22 protein-coding genes are annotated in these 22,412 nt (G+C 36.8%); 7 read left to right on the forward strand and 15 right to left on the reverse strand.

What is annotated here, in order from left to right; all coding sequences use genetic code 11:
- Positions 1-221: 221 nt before the first annotated feature.
- From ACFYKX_RS02270 to ACFYKX_RS02310, 9 genes are all read right to left on the reverse strand, one after another.
- Positions 222-1,901 carry a sigma-54 interaction domain-containing protein gene (locus ACFYKX_RS02270; protein ID WP_389357648.1) on the reverse strand — a complete coding sequence of 560 codons (1,680 nt, stop codon included), beginning with the start codon at positions 1,899-1,901 and terminating at the stop codon, positions 222-224.
- A complete protein-coding gene (locus ACFYKX_RS02275; RefSeq protein WP_389357650.1) occupies positions 1,898-2,815 on the reverse strand; it encodes a ketopantoate reductase family protein in 918 nt (305 codons plus the stop codon). The genes ACFYKX_RS02270 and ACFYKX_RS02275 overlap by 4 nt, the downstream gene beginning before the upstream one ends.
- 89 nt (positions 2,816-2,904) lie before the next feature.
- Complete coding sequence (locus tag ACFYKX_RS02280) at positions 2,905-4,113, reverse strand: acyl-CoA dehydrogenase family protein (protein ID WP_389357652.1); 1,209 nt, start codon at positions 4,111-4,113, stop codon at positions 2,905-2,907.
- Between the two features lie 214 nt (positions 4,114-4,327).
- Positions 4,328-5,122 (reverse strand): CAP domain-containing protein, encoded by a 795-nt coding sequence (locus tag ACFYKX_RS02285; RefSeq protein WP_389359006.1) that lies wholly within the window; start codon positions 5,120-5,122, stop codon positions 4,328-4,330.
- 439 nt (positions 5,123-5,561) lie between these two features.
- Positions 5,562-6,263: a hypothetical protein gene (locus ACFYKX_RS02290; protein ID WP_389357653.1), complete on the reverse strand. Its 702-nt coding sequence runs from the start codon at positions 6,261-6,263 to the stop codon at positions 5,562-5,564.
- 140 nt (positions 6,264-6,403) lie between these two features.
- Positions 6,404-6,925 (reverse strand): hypothetical protein, encoded by a 522-nt coding sequence (locus ACFYKX_RS02295; RefSeq protein WP_389357655.1) that lies wholly within the window; start codon positions 6,923-6,925, stop codon positions 6,404-6,406.
- A 98-nt stretch (positions 6,926-7,023) separates the two neighbouring features.
- Complete coding sequence (locus tag ACFYKX_RS02300) at positions 7,024-7,215, reverse strand: YbxH family protein (RefSeq protein ID WP_389357657.1); 192 nt, start codon at positions 7,213-7,215, stop codon at positions 7,024-7,026.
- A 163-nt stretch (positions 7,216-7,378) separates the two neighbouring features.
- Positions 7,379-8,404 carry a low-specificity L-threonine aldolase gene (gene ltaE / locus ACFYKX_RS02305; RefSeq protein ID WP_389357659.1) on the reverse strand — a complete coding sequence of 342 codons (1,026 nt, stop codon included), beginning with the start codon at positions 8,402-8,404 and terminating at the stop codon, positions 7,379-7,381.
- A gap of 107 nt (positions 8,405-8,511) precedes the next feature.
- Positions 8,512-8,994, reverse strand: coding sequence for a hypothetical protein (locus ACFYKX_RS02310; protein WP_389357661.1), 483 nt, complete (start codon positions 8,992-8,994; stop codon positions 8,512-8,514).
- Positions 8,995-9,302: 308 nt separating this feature from the next.
- Between ACFYKX_RS02310 and ACFYKX_RS02315 the strand changes: the two genes are divergently transcribed.
- Positions 9,303-9,557: a DUF1292 domain-containing protein gene (locus tag ACFYKX_RS02315; protein WP_389357663.1), complete on the forward strand. Its 255-nt coding sequence runs from the start codon at positions 9,303-9,305 to the stop codon at positions 9,555-9,557.
- Between the two features lie 16 nt (positions 9,558-9,573).
- Positions 9,574-9,951, forward strand: a complete 378-nt coding sequence (locus ACFYKX_RS02320; RefSeq protein ID WP_389357665.1) for a hypothetical protein — start codon at positions 9,574-9,576, stop codon at positions 9,949-9,951.
- A gap of 39 nt (positions 9,952-9,990) precedes the next feature.
- On the opposite strand, the gene ACFYKX_RS02325 is transcribed toward ACFYKX_RS02320, so the two are convergent.
- Positions 9,991-10,143, reverse strand: a complete 153-nt coding sequence (locus ACFYKX_RS02325; RefSeq protein ID WP_389359073.1) for a hypothetical protein — start codon at positions 10,141-10,143, stop codon at positions 9,991-9,993.
- A 187-nt stretch (positions 10,144-10,330) separates the two neighbouring features.
- Between ACFYKX_RS02325 and ACFYKX_RS02330 the strand changes: the two genes are divergently transcribed.
- On the forward strand, positions 10,331-11,071 hold the full coding sequence (locus tag ACFYKX_RS02330; protein ID WP_389357667.1) for a hypothetical protein: 741 nt from the start codon (positions 10,331-10,333) through the stop codon (positions 11,069-11,071).
- A 48-nt stretch (positions 11,072-11,119) separates the two neighbouring features.
- On the opposite strand, the gene ACFYKX_RS02335 is transcribed toward ACFYKX_RS02330, so the two are convergent.
- The gene (locus ACFYKX_RS02335; protein ID WP_389357669.1) at positions 11,120-11,890 is read right to left on the reverse strand and encodes a GNAT family N-acetyltransferase; all 771 of its coding nucleotides are present in this window, start codon (positions 11,888-11,890) and stop codon (positions 11,120-11,122) included.
- A 16-nt stretch (positions 11,891-11,906) separates the two neighbouring features.
- The gene (fdhF, locus tag ACFYKX_RS02340; RefSeq protein WP_389357671.1) at positions 11,907-13,967 is read right to left on the reverse strand and encodes a formate dehydrogenase subunit alpha; all 2,061 of its coding nucleotides are present in this window, start codon (positions 13,965-13,967) and stop codon (positions 11,907-11,909) included.
- Between the two features lie 195 nt (positions 13,968-14,162).
- On the opposite strand from fdhF, the gene ACFYKX_RS02345 reads away from it, so the two are divergent.
- Together ACFYKX_RS02345 and ACFYKX_RS02350 are read left to right on the forward strand one after the other, a co-directional pair.
- Positions 14,163-14,246 carry a YjcZ family sporulation protein gene (locus ACFYKX_RS02345; protein WP_389359008.1) on the forward strand — a complete coding sequence of 28 codons (84 nt, stop codon included), beginning with the start codon at positions 14,163-14,165 and terminating at the stop codon, positions 14,244-14,246.
- 52 nt (positions 14,247-14,298) lie between these two features.
- The gene (locus ACFYKX_RS02350; RefSeq protein ID WP_389357673.1) at positions 14,299-14,451 is read left to right on the forward strand and encodes a YjcZ family sporulation protein; all 153 of its coding nucleotides are present in this window, start codon (positions 14,299-14,301) and stop codon (positions 14,449-14,451) included.
- Between the two features lie 60 nt (positions 14,452-14,511).
- Here the strand turns inward: ACFYKX_RS02350 and ACFYKX_RS02355 are convergent, their stop codons facing one another.
- Positions 14,512-16,668 carry a PAS domain S-box protein gene (locus tag ACFYKX_RS02355; protein ID WP_389357675.1) on the reverse strand — a complete coding sequence of 719 codons (2,157 nt, stop codon included), beginning with the start codon at positions 16,666-16,668 and terminating at the stop codon, positions 14,512-14,514.
- A 292-nt stretch (positions 16,669-16,960) separates the two neighbouring features.
- Here ACFYKX_RS02355 and yhfH point away from each other — a divergent pair, with 292 nt between their 5' ends.
- Both yhfH and pepF read left to right on the forward strand, forming a co-directional pair.
- A complete protein-coding gene (gene yhfH, locus ACFYKX_RS02360) occupies positions 16,961-17,095 on the forward strand; it encodes a protein YhfH (RefSeq protein WP_389359010.1) in 135 nt (44 codons plus the stop codon).
- Positions 17,096-17,286: 191 nt separating this feature from the next.
- Entirely contained in the window at positions 17,287-19,101 is a 1,815-nt protein-coding gene (pepF, locus tag ACFYKX_RS02365; RefSeq protein ID WP_389357677.1) for an oligoendopeptidase F, read from the forward strand.
- Positions 19,102-19,140: 39 nt separating this feature from the next.
- Here the strand turns inward: pepF and ACFYKX_RS02370 are convergent, their stop codons facing one another.
- Together ACFYKX_RS02370 and ACFYKX_RS02375 are read right to left on the reverse strand one after the other, a co-directional pair.
- The gene (locus ACFYKX_RS02370) at positions 19,141-20,079 is read right to left on the reverse strand and encodes an acetamidase/formamidase family protein (protein ID WP_389357679.1); all 939 of its coding nucleotides are present in this window, start codon (positions 20,077-20,079) and stop codon (positions 19,141-19,143) included.
- Between the two features lie 946 nt (positions 20,080-21,025).
- Positions 21,026-22,366 (reverse strand): D-serine ammonia-lyase, encoded by a 1,341-nt coding sequence (locus tag ACFYKX_RS02375; protein WP_389357681.1) that lies wholly within the window; start codon positions 22,364-22,366, stop codon positions 21,026-21,028.
- Between the last annotated feature and the right edge of the window lie 46 nt (positions 22,367-22,412).

The following is a 22,412-nucleotide window of genomic DNA, read 5'->3' on the forward strand; positions in this document are numbered from 1 at the left end:
CTCCCCTCCTTAACTCTTTTTGCTAAAAAACTCATGCAATGCTACTTTTAATAATGCAAGTTCCGTGCCAAAAAAAATAAGCGACAATTAGTACATAAAAAGTTCACTAATTTGTCACTTAATTCATTTTTGTATTATATTTTTCAATATTTTCAGACTATTCAATGGTTGTCTGTTAATTTATTTTTGAATCGGATAATTCATTTTTGAATTACTGTGAGTTATTCTGTAGAAAGGTTATACTTTTGTAGCTTTCTCACAATGGTGGCTTGACTTGTTTTTAAGCTTCTAGCAATTTCATACGTGGTTTTATATTGCTGTAGAGCTTTTATTAGGACTGTTTTTTCAGCCGTTTCTACAGCGTCCTTTAACGATAATTCTTCTTGCTTTGAAGCAACTTCGATCTTCTTTAGCTTTTTATAGTCTTCTGGTAAGTCTGTTACGGATAACACTTCGGTCGGAGCTGTCAAAATTAATCGTTCAACAAGATTCGATAGCTCCCTTACATTTCCGGGCCACTCGTAATCATAGAAAAAGTCTTGCAATTCTCTGTCAATGACTTTAGCTACGTGGTATTTTTTATTGTATTTGTCGAGAAAATGGTGTGCTAACGCAATGACGTCATCTTTTCTCTCTCTTAAAGGTGGAACTGAAACAGGAAGAACATTTAGGCGGTAGTATAAATCCTCACGGAAGTCCCCTTTTTCAACCATTTCCTTTAGGTTTCTATTGGTTGCGGCAATCAGCTGTACATCTACTTTCTTAACTTTTGTGCCACCGACACGGATAATTTCTTTTTCTTGAATCACTCTAAGTAATTTTACTTGAAGACTCAATGGAAGTTCCCCTATTTCATCCAAAAATAAGATTCCTTTATCCGCAAGTTCGAACATTCCAGCCTTTCCGGTACGGTTAGCTCCGGAAAAAGCTCCTCCTTCATACCCAAACAACTCAGACTCTAAAAGATCCTTCGGTATTGCTCCGCAGTTTACTTTAATAAATTGTCCCTGGTTGTACCTTGTACTTGATGCATATAAGTGACGGACAAGTACGTCTTTCCCTACCCCGGTTTCTCCAAGTACTAAAATTGTGGTATCAAAGTTTGCGATTCGAACAATCATATCGTAAATTTCAACCATCTTCTGGCTTTTTAAAATAATCTCTGGATCATGAAGCGAAGTTGCTTTTAATCGTTCTAATTCTTCCTTGTATTTCTCATTCAGAAGCTGCACTTTCTTTAGTTCTGCATTCAGCTGATTAAGTTCTGATAAGTCTCGTATGTTGGTAACAATTTTTTCAATTTCCCCATTGTCATTAAAAATAGGGTTTCCTGTTAACAATGTTTCCTTCTGATTAAAGTTCTTTTGTACAAGTGTGACGGTTTTCTTTTGTTCCATTACCTTCAGCGAAACGGATTCTTGAAGAATCCCTCTTTTAAGCAAATCATGGATGTTCTTTCCTACATAATAATGTTTTGGGATCCCGGTAATCCGTTCGATAGCTGAATTGGTTTTTAACGTATTGCCTTCACTGTCTGTAATGTAAATCCCATCATAAGAGCTTTCTATGATAGCGTCTAATTCTCGGTTATATTTATCCAATTCCTTCACGCGATCCTTAAGTTCAAACAGTAGAGTCCCATCAAAAATCATGTACATTCGGAGCTTCTTTCCATTTTCCTCAAAATCACTAGAAAGAAGCATATATTTATTATCTTCTTTTGTGGCTAAAACGGTGCCATCTCCTTGGACCTCCCAGTGCTCAAATAGATCAATAATGTTCTTGCTTAAACAATCATTCATTAGGCTAAAGTTTTCTTTAAACAGGAAGTCTCTTACATAACCTTTCTCATCCGTAATCATTTGATTAAAAGGTGCTAAACGAACCTTTTCATCAATCATTCTTTACACCTCTTTTTATCCATAAAAGAAAGGACGGAATATATCGTGCTTAACGCAGGCACATCTACACCTAGTTCCCTACCTCTCCGAACGAAAAAACCACAAAGCGATTCAACCTCCATCGGCTTCCCTTTTAATTTGTCCTGAAGCATGGAGGTTTGATGGCCACGAACTGATCCTGCATCAATAAATACACGATTTGCAATATCATCATGTACATTTATTTTAGATCTTTTAGCAATTGTTAAAGCTTCTTCAAGTACATGCTCTGCTAAACCTTTGAGTTCATAATCATCCAGTATCTCACCTACAGTTGCTTCTGTTACGGCCGATAATGGATTAAATGTTACATTCCAAAGTAGCTTTTCCCACTTCTTAGCCATAATTTCATCGGAGACGAAACAGGTAACTCCTGCATCTTGGAACATGTTAGCCACTTGTTGCACAAATTCGTCTTGTGACTCGTGAAGCCCTCCAATGACAAGTGCATGTTTTCCGAGTTGAACAATACTTCCTGGTTTATCTACTTTAGCCGATAAATAGGCAGCACCTGCAAACACATTTTCAACCCCGAATTCATGAGCCAGAACTTCCTCATTATCTACACCGTTTTGTAGGGTTAAAACTTTTACATTACTTGATATATTGGGTTTGATTTTCTGAATCGTTTGTGTAGTATCGGTAGATTTAACTGTAAAAATGATAAGGTCAGTATCCTTTAAGTCTTCGAAATCACCTGAAAACTCAGCGTCAATTGAAAACTGTTCTGAAGAAGATTTAACATTCAAACCATTTTCCTTCATCGCTTCTAAGTGCTTACCTCTAGCAATAAAAGTAACATCTTGACCAGACCTTTTTAATAATGCTCCATAAAAGCCACCTACTGAACCTGCTCCTACGATTGTAACTTTCATAAGTTCACTCCTCATACCAATAAGATGAGATTGTTAGAAAATCAAAAAAATGCAACAACAAAATTACAGCTGTTTCCGTTCCATAGCGGTTAGACATTATTTACGGTGCTTGTAAAAGGCCACGCTGGTAATGTTTTATTTAATGGTTTGTCTTCACGATAGCCAAGTACATATTCAGCTTGCATAACCGTATGAATCTCACGAGTTCCTTCATAAATGACTGGAGCCTTTGAGTTTCTTAAATATCTTTCTACTGGATATTCACTCGAGTACCCATATGCACCATGTATTTGAACAGCATCATTTGCAGCTTCATTTGCAAAATCACAAGCCTGCCATTTTGCTAGGGATGTTTCACGAGTATTTCGTTTTCCTTCATTTTTCAAGCATCCTGCACGATAAACTAGCAATCTAGACATTTGTAATCCAGCTTCCATTTTAGCGATCATTTGTTGAACTAACTGATGTTTTCCAATTTCTTTTCCAAACGTACTGCGTTCATGGCAATATTGAACACTAGCTTCTAAGCATGCTAATATTTGACCGCAAGCACCAGCAGCAACGGTGAACCTTCCATTATCAAGTGCTGACATGGCAATTTTAAATCCTTCGCCCTCTTCTCCTAATAGATTCTCCTTCGGAACTTTAACATTGTCGAAAAATAATTCTCCAGTATTCCCAGCTCTAATTCCTAGCTTTCCTTTAATAGCTTTAGATGAGAATCCAGGCATCGTACGTTCTACAATAAAAGCTGATATTCCTTTATGCTTTTTACTTTTATCCGTATAAGCAAATACTAGAAAATGATCGGCAACATCACATAGAGAAATCCACGTCTTCTGACCGTTCAGTATGTAGTGGTCACCATCTTTTACAGCAGTAGAGTTCATAGCTGCTACGTCAGAACCCGCACCTGGTTCTGTGAGGCCAAATGCACCTATTTTATCTCCCTTGGCTTGAGGAACTAGGTACTTTTCTTTTTGAAATTCGTTCCCCCATTGTAGTAATGTTAAGCTATTAAGACCAGTATGAACGGAAACAGCAGTACGAAAGGCAGTATCTCCTCTCTCTAATTCCTCACATACAATTGCTAATGAATTGTAATCCATTCCACTCCCACCGTACTCTTCTGGAATACACACTCCCATTAAATCTAGTTGAGCTAAACGTTTCATGATACTTGTTTCAAAATGTGCATTTTGGTCCCATTCACCAATATAGGGCATAATCTCTTTATCTACAAAGCTTCTAACAACCTTCCTTACCATTTGTTGTTCTTCTGAGAAATTAAAATTCATAAAATTAAGCCTCCTATTAAATTATATGATTATTATATTTACACATATTAGATAAAAAGAACTCTTGATATGACTTAACAGATTTCTTCTAGAAAGATAGTGGAATCTCCTCCTTTATTCTGAATATTTTGTATTTTATATTCACCAAGTATAAGTCGATCAATTTTTCATGAAAAAAAGAGAGTAATCAGATTACTGATCACTCTCTCTCGGTTTATTTACTAATAAACATCTGTGTCCAGTAGTTTCCGTTTGCTACGTGGCCTACACCAATATGTGTGTAGTTTGGACTAAGGATGTTTTTGCGGTGTCCTTCACTATTCATCCAAGCTTGTACAACTTCTTCTGGGGAACGTTGTCCTTGTGCGATATTTTCTCCTGCTGACTTATAGGAAATTCCGAAGTCCCTCATCATATCAAATGGTGAACCATATGTCGGACTCGTATGTGAGAAATAATTATTCTTCTGCATATCATTAGATTTTTCTCTTGCAACATTACTTAATGCAGTATCAGGTTTTAAATCAGGTAATCCATTTTTTCTTCTTTCATCATTTGTTAGTTGAATAACTCTAGATTCGATTGATGTAATTCCTTGACCAGTTGGTGCTGCTTGTTGTTCTTCTTTCTGTGTTGGTGCAGTTTCTTTCGGTTGTTGCTGTGGCTGAGCAGGTGCTGCTTCCGGCTGTTGCTGTTGTGGCTGAGCAGGTGCTGCTTCCGGCTGTTGCTGCTGTGGTTGAGTAGGTGCCGCGTTCGGTTGTTGTTGTTCGGGTTGAGCCTGTCCTGGTTGCTTAGCTTGTCCCTGGCCCGGTTGTCCAGCTTGTTCCTTTCCTTGTCCTGGGAAAACCCCACCATAGAAGATAAACTGTCTTTTTGAAATATATTTACTATGTGGGTACTTATTACTTGGTGTTGAAGTACTATAAGAGTTTGGGTCAATCGTGATAAAACCATGATTTATTTCCTGTACAGCTTCCGCAGGTAAATCATTCTGACCAGCACTATTTATAGATGCTCCTTGTTTTTGTTGCTCACCATTAGTGGTAGATCTATTCATATTCGTTTGGTTCGTGTTTCTTCTAGTGCGATCAAAATTATTAACGCCATATTGAAATTGTCTTCCATAGTCTGAGTATTGTTTGCGAATAGCGTCTCCACGCCCTGGTACGAGTAAGGACTCGTCGTACGTGTTTTGGGTTTCAAATGCTTGATTATTTTCGGCATTACAAGCGCTTAATGTAAGAACAAGTAATAACCCCAAAAATATATTGAGTTTTTTATAAGTAAACAAGATTTTGTTCCTCCTTTAGTCAATTAAAACTCATACTACATTTTTATATTTATCTGTTTTAGCGTTTTAAATAGGTGGTAAATGTCGTTAAATTTCTAGTTGTTTATCTTGTTCAGTTCAAAAAAAACAGACCACTAAAGTGATCTGCCTGTTACATCTATTCTCTATACTCAGTCATGGAATCCATATGACTTGCAATTAATGAAATGATAGTGCCGGCCTCTTCCTTGCTAAAGATAAAGTTTGTTTCGTCTTTAATTAGTTCATCATCTTCTGTCCATATCCGGTTCACTCGTCTTAATACACCGTCACCTGTTTCTCCGACAATTCCAAATTGATAGGTAACCTCAACTTCATCTTCATAAATAAAAGCAGTTACCTCAGGTGTTTCCCACTCTACATCAATTTCTTCAAATACATCGTCATCATCATCAATTTCACCGGCGATATAATATTCCTCGCTATCGTCAACGTAGTCATCGTCGTCAAATTCTGCGCTATATTCTACTTCCATATCATCGTAAATATCTTCATCATCAAAATCTTCATCGTTTAAGAAATCATGCAAGCTTTCGTGAACAGCATCAATTATATCTTCAATATCAGAAAGGATTGTTTTGGAGGTTTGTCCTAGATCCACATCGATGGATTCGATATAAAATTCTTCATTATGAGGATCGAAATATAAAGTGCAGAAGTACTCTCGATCATCATCCTCTGTGTCAACATAAAATTCCATACGTGGATGCTTTGCCCCTCTGTCGACAGACATATGCCCAATCTGATCATATTTTTCGCAAATCGATTCTAAATGGTCCTGTAGCTCTCCACTTACTCGGTCAAACCACTCTAATGACATAAGTATCCCTTCCTTTCCAGGTTATCGTTCCTATTATGTCCTTCAAAAGCATTTTCGTATAAACCATTTAGTGGAAAAGTTCTGCCGGTTGATACTCAACTAAGTAAGCAATCATTTTTCCAATGTGATTAAAACCATCATTAAGGATATAGATTGTCAAACATTTTTTGCATAAAATGTTCATCTGTACACTTAACAGGTTCCATCGAGATGTCTCTTCCTTGTTTTATCTCTTTTTTAGATAGAACCCAGCCAGAATTTTTTCGATTGATTGTTTCCATTACATTTTGACTATCAATGTTTTTGTATAGGATATACCCCGTGTTTGGTTCGTTGGTGACAAAGTATAATCTCTTTTCACCTCGGAAGCTACCTGACATTAACTTTTTTAAGGAATCAAATGCTTCGTTATTCCCAACCAGTAACTGACTTTTCCATAACTCTCTTGCTGTAAAATAAAGATACTCATCCTCATTTTTTTCCTTAAATGGATCAAAACTATGTAAAAGGTCTTGCATAACTATCCTTGAATATTCTTTTCTAGTTTCTTCTATATTTTGTTTGCATTCTTCAGTAAGCTCTGGCTTTTTTGCAAAACTGTAGTTGTATGTAAAAGTAAACAAGGTTAAGACTAGGAGTGTGCTTAAAAACATTTTTTTCAATTATTTTCACCTCACCCATATTATGGAGGTAAAAACGAAAAGTATGCATTTTATCCAGTAAAACTACATAAAAGACGGTCAAATAATTGACCGTCTCATTAAATTTCTCTCTTATCACAATAATCATCAACTATTTCCTCGATTTGATCGTGTTTAGGGAAACTGCCTTTGAATTCGAATTTTAACTCTTCTACAAATTCACCTTTGTGATAAACATGAATAGCACCGTTCTGTTTTATTACACTAAATTCTGGTTGGAATCGATATTCACCGCGATCTATTGCACCCATAATTACGCCTCATTTGCTCAAGTTTATTTTACACGTATATTATGAGTAAGTGGGCCTAAAACATACACGAGTAAACACAAAAAAGGATGAACCGCTGAGTCCATCCTTATAGTCCAAATTTTTAGTTTTGGTTCCGGATAAAAAATAAACTTAACACAACATATTAGTAAGAAGAAACTAATTTGTTAACTAGCACAATTGTTTGTTCAATTTCCTGTGGATTCACGTCATAATGAGTTGTAAAGCGGACCAATGTTGGTCCAAATGTTACAGCCAATACTCCCTCGTTCTTTAAATCTTCTACGAATTGTTCTGATGTAATATTAAATTCACTTACATCCACAACAATAATGTTTGTCTCAACTTTATTTATGACTTTTAATCCAGCAGAGTTCAAACCATCTTCAAGTTGTTTCGCTTTTTCATGATCTTCAGATAATCTCTCTCTCATCTCAGTTAAAGCAACATAAGCAGGTGCAGCAATGATTCCAACCTGTCTTAATCCTCCACCTAGTCTTTTACGCCATTTTCTTGCTGAGGCAATAAAGTCCTTACCTCCAGCCAAGATAGAACCAACTGGAGCTCCAAGACCTTTTGATAGGCACACTTGGACTGTATCACAGTAATTAGTAAATGCAGTTACTGGCTGATTAATAGCTGCTGATGCATTAAAAAGTCTTGCTCCGTCAACATGAACAGGAATGTGGTGCTTTTGCCCAATAGAATAGATTACTGCCATATTACTTACAGGGAGTACAGCCCCACCTGCTCGATTATGAGTATTCTCTAAACAAATCAAACCTGTTTCTGGAAAGTGCTGGTCGACAGAACGAATGGATGCTTCAATTTCCATAGGATTCATAGCTCCTCTATCACCAGCAATTGTTCTTGTTTGAACTCCTGCAAGAGCTGCTACAGCACCAGACTCGTAGTAGAATATATGAGACTCTGACTCTAGTAAAATTTCGTTTCCGGGTCGACAATGAGTCAATACAGCAATTTGATTACCTTGTGTACCACTAGTAACGAAGAGAGCAGATTCTTTTCCTAAAATCTCAGCAGCTTTTTCTTCAAGTTTTAATACAGTAGGATCTTCTCCATACACATCATCGCCTACTTCCGCTTCGTAAGCAGCTTTTCGCATGGCTTCTGTTGGCTTCGTGATGGTATCGCTTCTTAAATCAATCATTTCAACACTTCCTTTAAAGATAAGCTCGGTTGTTTTCATTATAACAGGTTGTAACAAATCCTTAGAAAAGAAAAACCCGAGAAACGTATATTCTCGGGTTGGTAGCATTAACCGAATAAGCTGCTGAATACTGGAGGTGAAAGTTCTACTCCATCAAATACTTTAGTCATATTTGTAATGTATTCTTCTTTGAAAGTCTCAGCTTCGCTCATATCTGTAGCTTGAGCCTTTAGTAATTCTGCTTTTTTAGTATAATATTGTGTCAGGTTCTCAAGTGCTGCTTCAATATCAGTAGTATAGTCTTTTAATTCTTCTGGAATAGCAATTGCTTTAACGTCGTCGCCAAATGTTGCTACTGCTGCTGTTGGATCTTGTTCTGGGTCAGCTAAAGTTCCTTCTACAGAACGGATAACTTTTGTAACTTCACCTTGGTAGCTAAGAAGACTTGAACGAACAGCTTTTGCATTATCTTCTGTTTGACCAGCCGTTTCTTCAACTTTCTCTTCTTGTTTAGTCTCCTCTTGAGCTGAGCAAGCTCCTAGAGCAACTACAAGTGATCCTGCTAATAAAAATGATAAATATTTTTTCATGTTTTGTCCTCTCCCCTTTTTTTTATTTTTTTAGAGAAAACAGCCCTTGACCCCTTTTTCCGTTTTCTTTTAAAAACGAAAAATGTTTTTCTGACAATTTATAATTTACCTACTTTTCGAACAGATTTCAAGAGTTTTTTCGTATACCGAAATAAATTTAATATTTCTAAAAATTATCTAAATTCAGATAAAACAATGTAATTAGTATGAAATTGTTGTTTTACTAGAATAATTTTGACTCTATTATTGTAATAAGACAGGTCTAAAGAGGTTAAAGTAATTTTATGAATAGTTGGAGGTGAATAGTTTTGGATAATATTGGTGCAAGAGATCATATTTTAGTTGAGGATGAAAATGGACAAGAAAAAGAATATGCGGTAGAGGCTCTATTTGATATGGGAGATCAGTCTTATGCTCTATTAAGGTTTGGGGATGAGACCTTACTTATGCGTATAGAAGATGAGGGGGAACAACAATACTTAGTTAGTGTTACGGATCCTACTGAGAAGGACTCTATTTTGGATGCATATCAAATTGCCGTTCAAGAAGCTCCTGCCGATTAATTTGGTGTATTAGAAAATGAGGAAAAAACTTCTCGACTTAGTTCAGGGGGAACACCAACAGAGAATTCAAGAAGTAATCGGTGGGATGACATTTACAAAAAATTTTCGTTCTCCATCTGCTGAGGAATGGTATGTTTTTTTACCAGGGTTTAAGGACCCTAGAACGAATGGTGCTGCCGGAAAAGTGATCATCCATTACAACCTTCTTGGAAATCGAGAAATTTTTATAAATACAACGATTATTTTTGATGATCCGGAGTTATTTTCACCTACTATATCCCCTCTTGTCTATGCTATTTCAGATGAAATCATTAACAGGCTTGTTGGTTATGCTGACACTTTGTTGTCTGTTCATGCGGGTGAGAATTCCTATGATGCTGAGTATAAAGAATAACAAAAAAAGTCAGGTACTTGCACCTGACTTTTTTTAACTTTAACTTGGGTCGACCTCATCATATGACAAGGTTGTAACGCTTGTGTATTCCCCTTTTTCAATTTCTTCATCTGTTGCACTCTGCTCTAACTCTTCCTGGTCATCCATTCCAGGTGCTATTTTTGTATCTTCATCTACTCTTTTTTTGGCCACATTTTTCAACTCCCTTTTTTAAAAGTATTTTGTCCTGCTTGGTTGCATCTATTCTACAGAATGGGCTTATTTACTAGGGTTTGAAGATAAAATTTAGTAACCGTTTATCGACAATTACTTCTAGTCACTCATACGATAATATAGCACCATGCCCTACACCCACTTGTTTAGAAAAAGGAGTGACTATATGACGGTTTTTACAAACAAGAACCTAGAGCCAAAAATATATAAATCTTACCCTTCGATTAAATTGCCAAACCAGCATTCATATCGGTATAACTACCTTGAGAATGTACTGCAAAAACAAGATGAGGTGAACAATTCCCTCTCGCACTCGGTCCAAACTGTTCAAGATATAATGAAACATTCAGCCCATGTACAGAACAATCAATTTGAGAATTTACTAATGAAAATGCACCAACATGAAGAAATGACAAAAGGATTTTTGGAAGCTTTCAGTAAACAAGAAGAAGCAAACACTTTGATTGCAAATAGGCTTGAAAAGTTGGAGAAAACCAATAATCTTCTTCTGCAAAATCTCGAAAGTGAAGGTTTAATGAACCAAGCAATTTTAGAGCAACTTTCTTTTCAGGACACCTCTCTTAATAAACTAACTGAAAAAATTGATAATCATGAGGTTTTCTCAAAGGATTTCTCTGATCAGCTTTCCAATCAAGAGGAATTATATAAAGAATTATCGCAAAAGATGGAGCTTCAAGAAGTATTCCATAATACGGTTATGGAACGCTTAGAGCAACAAGAAGCTCTAACTCAAAAAATAGCTCGACAGCTAGAACATCTTCGCTCGGTCATCTTTGAGAGGGCAAGTCATATAGTTGATAAGTTTGAAGAAGGCTTTGGGAAGATTAGTAAGCCTGTACAAAGATTTTTTGTCCAGAAAGAAGATCGAGATAAGGTTAAAAAGTAAAAGCAAAAAAAGAATCCCCCTTTATAATTTTTAGGGGGATTTCTTTGTTTACTTCGGAGATTGACAAGGGGTTGAATAGGCTAAACATTTAAATCCTTTATTCTCCAATATCGGTTGACTCATAGGACTTGCGTCTACTGTTAAAAATCTATACCCTAATTCCCTAGCTTTTTGTGCTCTGATTGCAATTAAAGAGGTGTAGAGGCCTTTTCCACGAAATTCTGGTAGAGTGGAACCGCCCCAAAGGCTGCCAAAAGAAGTTCCTCTCTCAAGGTACATCCATGCTCCGCTAACAGCTTTGCCATCTACATAAGAAGCATATATATATAGGTTCCCGTCGTTAGCCTTCAGATCTCTTATAAGTCTATCGCCTAACTCTTGATGGTCCGTTTTCCAAATCTTCCCTTCAAGCTCCATAAGATCTCTGATACCCTTTTCATCAGTAATCTGGAAAATGTTCGGAGAAAATTCATAGCTAAGCAATTCTGTTGATTCTTCAATATCTAATACCATTAACGCTTCCTTATTTTCAACCTCAAATCCGTATTCTGTTAGCGCCTCGATTAAATTTTCTGGCTGGTCGTAATCAAATACCTTCCATTCAAAGGGCTGGTTGATGGAGTTAAAGAAGTTTAATTCATCTTGAATAACGCTATGAATATTTTGTTTATTCAAATTGGAAAAAAGGACAAACCCATGCTCGTTATGCTCTGAAATATGTCTCACTGTATAAGGCGTTTCTTCTCTCTTCCAACCCGGGTAATGAATATCTTTTCTCAATTCTTTTGTAAAAATATTCAGCATTATCTTTCTTTCCATCAGTAGTACTCCTCCACTATATCTTCACTAATTTAACTGCACATGCTTTATACTCAGCAGTACCCGAAATAGGGTCATATTCATTAATGGTAAGTACATTCGTAGGAACTTCACTCCAATGAAAGCTCATAAAGACTAGACCTGGAACAACCTGATCCGTTATTTTTGCTTTTACTTGTAAGGAGCCTCTTCTCGAAGAAACTTCCACCATTTGTCCGTCCTCGATTCTGAGTTGTTGAGCATCATCAGGATGTATATCAATGGTTTCTTCCGTTTGTTTCACTTTTACACCGTCTGCATAAAATCTCGTCTGTGTATGAGTATTGTAGGATTCGTACCTTCTTCCCGTTGTTAAAATAAAGGGGTAATCTTCATCTGCTGGTTCTACAGGCGGGGTGTACGAAACTGGTACAAATGGAGCCCTATTTTCATTATTGTTTGAAGGGATATGGAACCTTTCATGTAAGATAAATGTGCCTGGATGATCTTCAGTTGGACATGGATAATGAACAGAATATTCATTTTCTAAGCGCTGATAGGAGATCCCGCCATACATTTCCCATGCTAAGGTCCGAACCTCATCCCAGATTTCTTCACTATTTTTATAGGCCATCGGATACCCGAGTCGTGTAGAAAGTTCACATAAAATTTCCCAGTCTTCTTTTACATCAGGATCTGCTTTGACAGCCTCTCTTACTCGTTGAATTCGCCTGTCGGTATTCGTGTAAGTCCCTTCAACCTCTCCCCATGATTTAGCTGGCAATACAACATCTGCTACTTTAGCTGTTTCAGTCAAAAATATATCCTGAACAATTAATACATCTAATTTTTTGAATAGCTCTTTTGTATGGTTCAAATGGACATCAGCAAGAAGTGGATTCTCCCCTATAATATAAAGGGCTTTTACCTCTCCATTTTCCATCTTTTCAAAGGTCCTTGTTTGAGTATCCCCGACATTTGGATCGATTGGAACTCCCCATGATTTTTCAAACCTAGCACGGTATTCATCATTTGTGATTGAAACAGAACCAGTTAACATATTGGGTAAACATCCCATGTCTCCTGCACCTTGAACATTATTTTGCCCGCGTAATGGCATAATTCCGTTCCCTTTTTTACCAATGTGGCCAGTCAACAAGGCTAGATTTGCGATGTCAAACACATTATTGACTCCACAATGATGCTCGGTTATCCCTAGAGTATAAGCAATCATTGCATTTTTTGCCGTTGCATATTCACGAGCTGTTTGGACAATCTCTTCTGGCTTTAGTCCAGTAATTTGACTCGTGAATTCTGGTGTGTAGTTCCTCACTTGTTCTTTCAGTTGCTCAAAATCTGTTGTATGTTCACGTACCCATTGTTCATCATAAAGCTTTTCTTCAATGATGGTGTGTATCATGCTGTTCATTAATGCGATGTCTGCTCCAACTTCAATTTGGAGATGGCGATGCGAAACTTTTACCATATCAATTTTTCGAGGATCGACGACAATGATTTTTAACCCGGTCTTAACCGCTTTTTTCATCTTATTGGCGATAATTGGATGGGCTTCGGTCGTATTTGACCCCATTAATAATAAAACATCTGCTTCTTCAAAATCTTCTAACGTATTGGTAGGGAAACCGCTTCCAAAAACAGTCGCCAGACCGGCGACACTTGGAGCGTGTCAGGTTCGGTTACATCCATCAATGTTATTGCTACCGATTACAGTTCTCATGAATTTTTGAGTTACATAGTTAGATTCATTGGTAGAACGGGCACAAGCAAATAGTGAAATTGCATTAGGACCCCATCTTTCTTTTACGTGCGATAGTTTGCTCGCAATAAAGGAGTAGGCCTCTTCCCAAGTAGCTTGAACGAGCTCTCCACCTTTTCGAATAAGTGGGTGCTTTAGTCTGTTGTTTGCGTGTACATACTTATAGGCAAATGCACCTTTTACACAAGTTTGCCCTTTGTTTACCGTTGCTTCCTTGTCCCCTCTAATTTTTACAATGTGGTTATCTTGGACTTCAACAATTAAGCCACAACCTGTACCACAATAGCCACAAATCGTCTTAACCTGTTTTGCCTCGCTCATGATTTCCCCTCCAGTCTATTTCTATACTTATATTGTAACTGAAAACTGGACCATAGGGTTTATTAAAATTGCCTAAATAGTTAATATTTGTCACGGCACTTTCACTATTTTCGACTAATTTAGGCGATAGCCCATCCGGACATCCTACCTATGCCATAGGATAATATTGAATAACACATATGGAGGTGTTATCAAATGAGTTACGGTTATAACGGTGGTTTCGCATTAATCGTTGTACTGTTCATCTTGTTGATCATTGTCGGTACAGCATTTGTTTAAACCAATAATGATGCCAGAAATAACTCAAAATTTTGAAAGGAGCGAATGTTTTATGTTTAATCATGGATTAGGTTGTGGCTATGGTGCAGGATATGGTTATGGATATGGATACGGTGCTCCTGTAGGTGGCGCAGGCGTTGGAGGATTTGCTCTAATCGTTGTGCTATTCATCCTATTAATAATTGTTGGCGCAGCTTGGGCGTAACAATAAGTATAAAGAAGAAGAACCCCAGATTTTTGGGGTTCTTTTTCATGTCCTATGCAGTTAAGCAGTTTTTGCTGGAAGAACGATGTTAAATGTCGTCCCTTTGTTTAATTCACTTTCGATATATACTTTTCCACTGTGACTTTCGATAATCTTGAAACTTACCATTAACCCAAGACCGTTCCCGTTTTTCTTTGTTGTATAAAAAGGCTCTCCAATTTTCTTAAGCTTATCTGGAGGAATTCCAACGCCTGTATCCTGAATGGAAATTTGAACTTGACCATCAGATACCATCGTTCTGACACGAATCTCCCCACCATCTGGCATGGCTTCTATCCCATTTTTAACGAAGTTGAGGAAGACCTGCTTAAGTCGATCCTCGTCGCATTCAATTTGAATGATCTCTTCATTTGCTTCAAAGCACATCCGCACATTTTTCTTTCTTGCTTCAAACTCCAATAAATTAAGGACGGTCTTAATAATAGGGATAATATTTTTCTCCTTAAGATCAACAGCTTTTGGTTTTGCTAAGACCATAAAGTCTTCCACGATATGATTCACTCGGCCAATTTCATCGAGTATAATTTCAATGAATTCTCTCCGTTGATCATCCATTTCATCTTCTAGTAAAAACTCTGCATAGCCTTTCATGGACGTAAGTGGATTTCTAATCTCATGAGCAACACCTGCTGCAAGATGTCCTACAGCTGCCAATTTATCTTGTCTGTGAAGAATCTCTTCCGTTTTCTTTCTTTCCGTAATATCATTTCGGATAGCTAAATACTGGTAGGGTTTCCCATTCTCACCAATGAATGGAACAATGGTGGTGTCTACCCAATAATACGTACCATCTTTTGCTTTATTTCTAATTTCACCCTTCCAAACGTCACCTTCACCAATTGTTTTCCATAGGTCTTTAAAGAATTGTTTAGAGTGAAATCCAGAGTTTAATAAGCGGTGATCACTACCAATAAGCTCTTCTCGAGAGTACTTAGAGATTTCGCAGAATTTATCATTTACTTTTTTTATAACGCCTTTTGCATCTGTAAAAGCAACGATTGACGATTGATCTAGAGCGAAATTAATATCATTTACTTCTCTTAAGCTAGACTTTAACTTTTCTTCCGCTACCTTTCGGTTAGTAATATCTGTTCTAATTGCAACATATTGATACGGTTTACCCTTATGATTTAAAAAAGGTACGATGGTTGTTTGGACCCAGTAAAAGCTTCCGTCCTTTGCCTTGTTACGGATCTCACCCTTCCAAACGTTTCCTGCCCCAATCGTACTCCATAGTTCCTTAAAGAATTCTTTCGAGTGGTAATGGGAGTTTAGACTACGATGATCTTGACCAATAAGTTCTTCCCTTTCATATTTCGAAATCTCAACAAATTTGTCATTTACATAGGTGATTTTTCCCTTTGGGTCAGTAATCGCGACAATCGATGATTCGTCTAGCGCATCTTTAATATCTTTTAAGTTAGTGTCTGAAATAGCCAACTTTTTGCTAATAAGAGCACTTGAACTAATTAAGCCTGCCAAGATTAAAATCGAAACAAAAAGGACGACATAAATCAGAAATGATTCCTGAAAAGGTTGATAAGTTCCTTCTTTTTGCTCTATGAACGAAGTTGCTTTTATTAATAAGAAATGTCCTTCGACAATGGCTAGAGTAACAATAACAGCACTTAATGGTTTCAGCCATATTTGATTGGTGTTTAAGAAACTTTTTGAATTAAACAGGATCCAAAATACGAAAAAGAAAGAAATAAAGATTAAAACGCTCGATACGGTTAAAATGAGCAAATCATATTTAACAACCATGTGTAAGGCATGCATTCCAATTAAGTGTATAGACAAAACCGCACATGTTAAGAAGAAGCTACCTAAGAATAAATTTGCTCTTGTTATACTTCTATTTATAACTGAATAAAAGGCCATCGCAGTAAAACAAATGCCTAGCATGATGGACAACAGAGTAATCGGAATATCGTAAGTGATAGAACCGTTAATGTTAATCGCAAGCATTCCTATAAAGTTCATCACCCATATCCCAATCCCCATTGAGAAAACACCACCAATAAACAGAAAACGCTTATTGCTTTTGGATGTGTTCAAAATCGTAAATAGATCCAGGGCAGTGTACGACGACATAATCGTTAAAAGGATTGCAGATACAATTAAGACTGGATTATAAGTCACAAAAATTTCTTGCATTAATAAATTGAAGCCTCCCCTTTGTTAACGAGTGTTACTCCTATGATTGTAATGGAAAGTTCCGAGACATGGAAGAATAATTATAAAATCAGGTGAATATTTCCTGAATTACCTTTCTTCGAGTTCAAGTAAAATCCGTCTCTTTTTTTTAATTTCTTATTTACTCTAATGTTAAACATAAAAAATTTATATATTTTTTTAAAAAAAGGTACACTTTTTTAATTTTATTGTGTATACTGTACTATAACAGATGAACAAAATAATAACTGTAATATAAAAAGGAGGAATTATGATGTTACAAAGTCCAGTTGAGTTTTTTAGAAATCTACCTAAGAAGGTTTGTCCAGAGTGTGGTCAGACTGTAAATGAACAAGCAGAATCTTATTTAATGGAATGTGATTACTGTCTATCTAAGAAATCAGAATAAAGGTAAAGAGCAATGAGCGGTCGGTACTCATTGCTCTTTTTCTGTCTTATAACAGTTTCTCGTTTTATCAGTAAGTCCGCTTTAAAAAATCTTTGTTAAAAATATTTAGAAAAATCTATTAAAATCGTTTATAATGAAATTTAATTAGGGTTTCGAAATAAATGCCCTTTTACTATTAAGGAGGAATTGAAGTGGAAAAAACAGTTGAGAAACGTCTGAACCGCGATGAAGTCCCAGTTAATTTAACTTGGAATTTAGATGATTTATTTCGTTCTAATGAGGAATGGGAAGCTGCTATAGTAGATATCGAGAATCAGCTACCTCAATTTTCTTCGTTTGAAGGAAAACTACAAGAGAGTCCTTCTATTCTGGCTGATTGCTTAGAGGCTCGTGAAAAGTTAATGGAAAAATTAATTCTGGTTGTTACATATGGTTCCCTTCGTCAGTCTGAGGATGGGACAAACCCTGAAAATCAAGCGAATGCTGCTAAGTTCCGTTCTCTTACAGCAAAGGTTGGAGCCGCGCTTTCTTTTATTGATTCAGAAATTTTAGCAATTCCTGAAGAACAGCTTTTACAAAGCGTTAATTCGGAAAACCGTTTAGTTGTATATAAAAAGAATATTTCAGATCTTATAGAAACTAAGAAACATAAGCTTTCGTCAGAAACAGAGCAGGTGTTAGCAGCACTAGGAGAAGTTCATGGTGCTCCTTATAACATCTATCAAACAAGCAAATCATCTGATATGCAATTTTCTTCTTTTGAAGATGAAAAAGGCAATGAATTACCTAACTCATTTGCACTATTTGAAGATCGATATGAATTTTCACCTGACACGAACGTTCGTCGTAAAGCATACGAATCTTTCGTAGCTACCTTAAAGCAATATAAAAATACGTATGCAGCAACGTACGCAACTGAGGTGAAAAAACAAGTTACCATTTCTCGTCTAAGGAAGTATAATTCTGTTACAGAGATGTTATTACATCCTCAACAGGTAACAACTGAAATGTATCATAACCAATTAGACATTATCCAAAAGGAACTTGCTCCACATATGCGCCGTTTTGCTCAACTTAAGAAAAAAGTTCTTGGACTTGATAAGATGTCGTTTTGTGACTTAAAAGCACCTTTAGACCCTGAATTCAATCCGAGCACAACATATGAAGAAGCGAGTAAAGTCATTCTTGAGTCTTTAAAAGTAATGGGTCCTGAGTATATGGAAATCATGGAAAAAGGCCTTGCAGAAAGATGGGTTGACTTAGCTGATAACGTAGGAAAGTCAACAGGTGCATTCTGTTCAAGTCCTTATGGTTCTCACCCATTCATTTTAATTACTTGGACAGATACAATGAGGGGTGCATTTGTCCTTACACATGAGCTTGGTCATGCAGGCCATTTCTATCTTGCAAATAAATACCAACGAATTGTGAACACAAGACCTTCTACTTACTTCGTCGAAGCACCGTCAACAATGAACGAAATGCTATTAGGCGATTACTTGTTGTCTAATACAGATGATAAGCAAATGAAGCGTTGGGTCGTATTACAACTTTTAGGTACGTACTATCACAACTTTGTTACTCACCTATTAGAAGGTGAATTCCAAAGAAGAGTATATGACTTGGCTGACAAAAACGTACCTCTTACAGCAAAACTACTTTGTGAGCTAAAAGGAAATGTTCTTTCTGAATTCTGGGGAGACACGGTTGAGATGGATGAAGGTGCGAGCCTTACTTGGATGAGACAACCTCATTACTACATGGGATTATATCCATACACCTATTCAGCAGGCTTAACAGCTTCTACCGCAATGGCTCAGAACATTAAAGAAGAAGGCCAACCAGCAGTGGACCGTTGGTTAGATGTTTTAAAGGCTGGTGGAACAATGAAGCCTCTAGAACTACTTAAAATGGCTGGTATTGATATGTCTCAACCCGAACCTATCCGCAAGGCTGTTGCTTATGTTGGTTCATTAGTAGATGAATTAGAAAAGAGCTACGAATAATCATGAAAACCCGACTAATTTTAGTCGGGTTTTTTCTATTTATCTAATGGCTCCATGAGGGAGAATGGCATGAACACCCTTTACTCTATTTACGATTTGCGTAATTCTTAAATCTACTACGACACTTGCTAATGCCGTTGCTTCTGTTTTATTTACGTTATACTGCTCCTGTATAAGAACGATCATGTCCTCTAGTGCAAGCAACATCGCTTCGTTTAAATCCTCATGAAATCCAAATGTAATCCATCCTGAAGGTGTGTTTGCTCTTGGTGACTGTAGAGAGAAATTTTCATGAACGACTAGAGTTAAATCAACTAAATCCATGGGACATTCAATCGCCTGCCCAGATACTTCTCCATCACCTTGCATGGCGTGACCATCTCCTGCTGAGAAAAGCGCTCCATCTACTTTAATTGGTAAATATAAGTTACTACCTCTAACTAATTCTTTGCAATCGATATTCCCACCGACATTTCGTGGCGGAATAGTTGAGTGCACTCCTTCTACTTCAAAGGCATTTCCCATGAGACCAAGGAAAGGCTGTAGAGGTACACTTAAAGTTTGATCATTAAGAACGGTCCTTCCAATTTTCTTCTCACGATCCAATTCCCAATTTAAAGTAACTTGTTCCACATCCGTTAAGCCAAGCTTCGTATTATGCCAGTTAACTGAACCTCCAGCACAGTTCCAACCATACCATCCAGGCACTAAATCATTAATTTTAACTTCTAAAGTCATGTTAGGCTTGGCTCCCTCAATTTTAAAAGGGCCAATGATGGGATGTCCCCACTCCTCTTCCATTTCTCTAGATTGATAACGTTTTCTCTCTTCCTTTTTATTAGAGGAATAGCCCCATCCAATATCAAGGGAGTTAAAGCGAATGGTATCTCCCGATTTAATCGTCAAAATAGGCTCGTAGTCTTTACTAAATGAACCATGTATATGTTTATTTTCTGTTTTAATCGTATGAATCGTCATATTTTCCTCCATTATCTCCATGATATTCCTGTCTATTTTAAAGGAAAATTTAAAAATTTCATATTTCTTTTTTATAAAGTTAAAAAAATAACCCTCTACCTTAGTAGAGAGTTAGTATTAACACCTTAGGGGACTCAACCATGACATTAGCTACAATCATTTTCTTACTTTCTTACTACACCAAGGTTATTTACTGCCTGTATGACTATTCTTTAGCTAATGTGCGTTTGTTCCGACATATTAAAGGATTACGTTGGATGCCCTCATACCATTGTGAGAGGTAATTCCTTCATTCAAACAAACATATTCAATTTTAATTTGACTCTATTTCCACACACATTCCTATCTGGAAGCTCTACTTAGACTATTAAAGGATATTGTGAGCGTTATCTGCTGTAAAAATTGCACCAATTTTAGATTTTATTACACAAATGTTTATAGTCACATTCAATTGCTCGTTTTTAAATAATCCCAATTCTTCTATTTTTTCTAACTCTGAAGGAAGATCTTTTGGTTGAGAATTATTCTACAGCGTACGATTCGACTTTAATATTCTCATGTAGGCTGAAGAGCTTTTCTCTTCCCTCTGGATTATTGGGTATTAGAAGAGATACAGCATTTTGAACTTAAAGCGTTATTACATTCGTTTCATTCACCTTACAAATTTGATTAACAGAGTAACGGCTCTCTCCTTTCTCTTTATTCGCTTCCGTTGTAAAGGAATTTATAGTTTCTTCGTTCACGCTAACTTTTCAGCTTTTTCGGAACGAACACTATATGGTTGAGTCTCCTAAGATGTTAACTTTTCTTTCTCTCTTTATTGTATTTCCTTTACACTCTTAGTATATCACCATGGTAACTGAATACACGGAATGAATTTGATCATTTTGTGAACGTTTTCACAAAAAAGAAAAACAGAGAAGCAAACAGCTCTCTCTGCTAACATTTATTGATTTGAAAATATGGATTTTCCTTGCTCAATATACTGAATCATCATTTTATTCGGGACTAAACTACCACCTGTTGCCCAAACGATATGAGTGCTATTCTGTAACTGTTCTCTTGAAAAGTTCGCATCATACCAGTTTGATCTATTTAATAGGATTGGTCCATACATTCCAGCTAAAGCGGAAGGTTCAAGATTGATTTGTTCAGTTTGAGAAAGTAAAAATAGCAATTTATAAAGTTGTTCGTCCTGTACCGTAAATATACCAGTTAAAAAGGGTCCCACCGTTTTTCCCACAAAAGAGGAAGGTCTTCCAACTGCTAAACCATCTGCATCCGTCAAATTATCAATTCCAAAATCTTGTACACTAATTTTTTCGTACTGCTTTGTCATAAGTCCCAGCAGCATACATGGAGAGTGTGTGGGTTCAGCAAAAAAGACATGAACATGATTTCCTAAAAACATTTTTAACCCATAGGCAATGCCTCCAGGAGCCCCTCCCACACCACAAGGTAGATATACAAATAAAGGATGATCCTCATCAACGAGAATATTCTTTTCCGTTAACTGCTTTTTAAGTCTCATGGCTGCGACAGAATATCCTAGAAATAAATCAATAGAATTTTCATCATCGATAAAAAAACATTTGTGGTCCTTTTGACATGCCACTCTTCCCAATTCTACAGCTTTGCTATAATCTGAAGCATGTTCCACCACTTGTACTCCGTTATCTCTTAACAAATCCTTTTTCCATTGTTTAGCATCGTGGGACATATGTACAGTGACGTTAAACCCTAGCTTTGCACTAATAATACCGATGCTTAAGCCTAAATTTCCTGTTGATCCCACTGAGATGGAGTAGGTTGAGAATAGCTCTTTATATCTTTTTGTTAATAACACACTATAATCATCTGAAACAGATAGTCCATTGTCCATTGCTAGATTTTCTGCAAGTTTTAGGACCTCATATATTCCTCCACGTGCTTTTACCGATCCGGCAATGGGTAAATCATGATCCCCTTTTAAATATACCTTTCCAACAATCGGGCTATATTCCTCGGTAATCTTATTCTTCATGTTTTCTACTGGGATAAGGAATGACTCGATAATCCCGTCATTTTTCATTGTTTCCGGAAAAGCCTCTTTTAGCAATGGTGCAAAACGGTTTAATCTTTCCGCTGCTTCAGTGATATGATCATAGGTTATATCTCCTTCAACAAAAGCTTGAAGGCACTCATTCTCCCAAAGGACTTCCTTCGTTTCAATCATGTCCACTAATAGGGGGTGTTCTTCCATCCATGAAGAAATAGACCTGCCTAATACCAATTTCGTGTTCTCCATCTCTCCAGCACCTCACTTAATTGTACTTACACTAACGTACCATGAT

Source organism: Cytobacillus spartinae, assembly GCF_042865285.1.
Classification (GTDB): Bacteria; Bacillota; Bacilli; order Bacillales; family Cytobacillaceae; genus Robertmurraya_A; species Robertmurraya_A spartinae.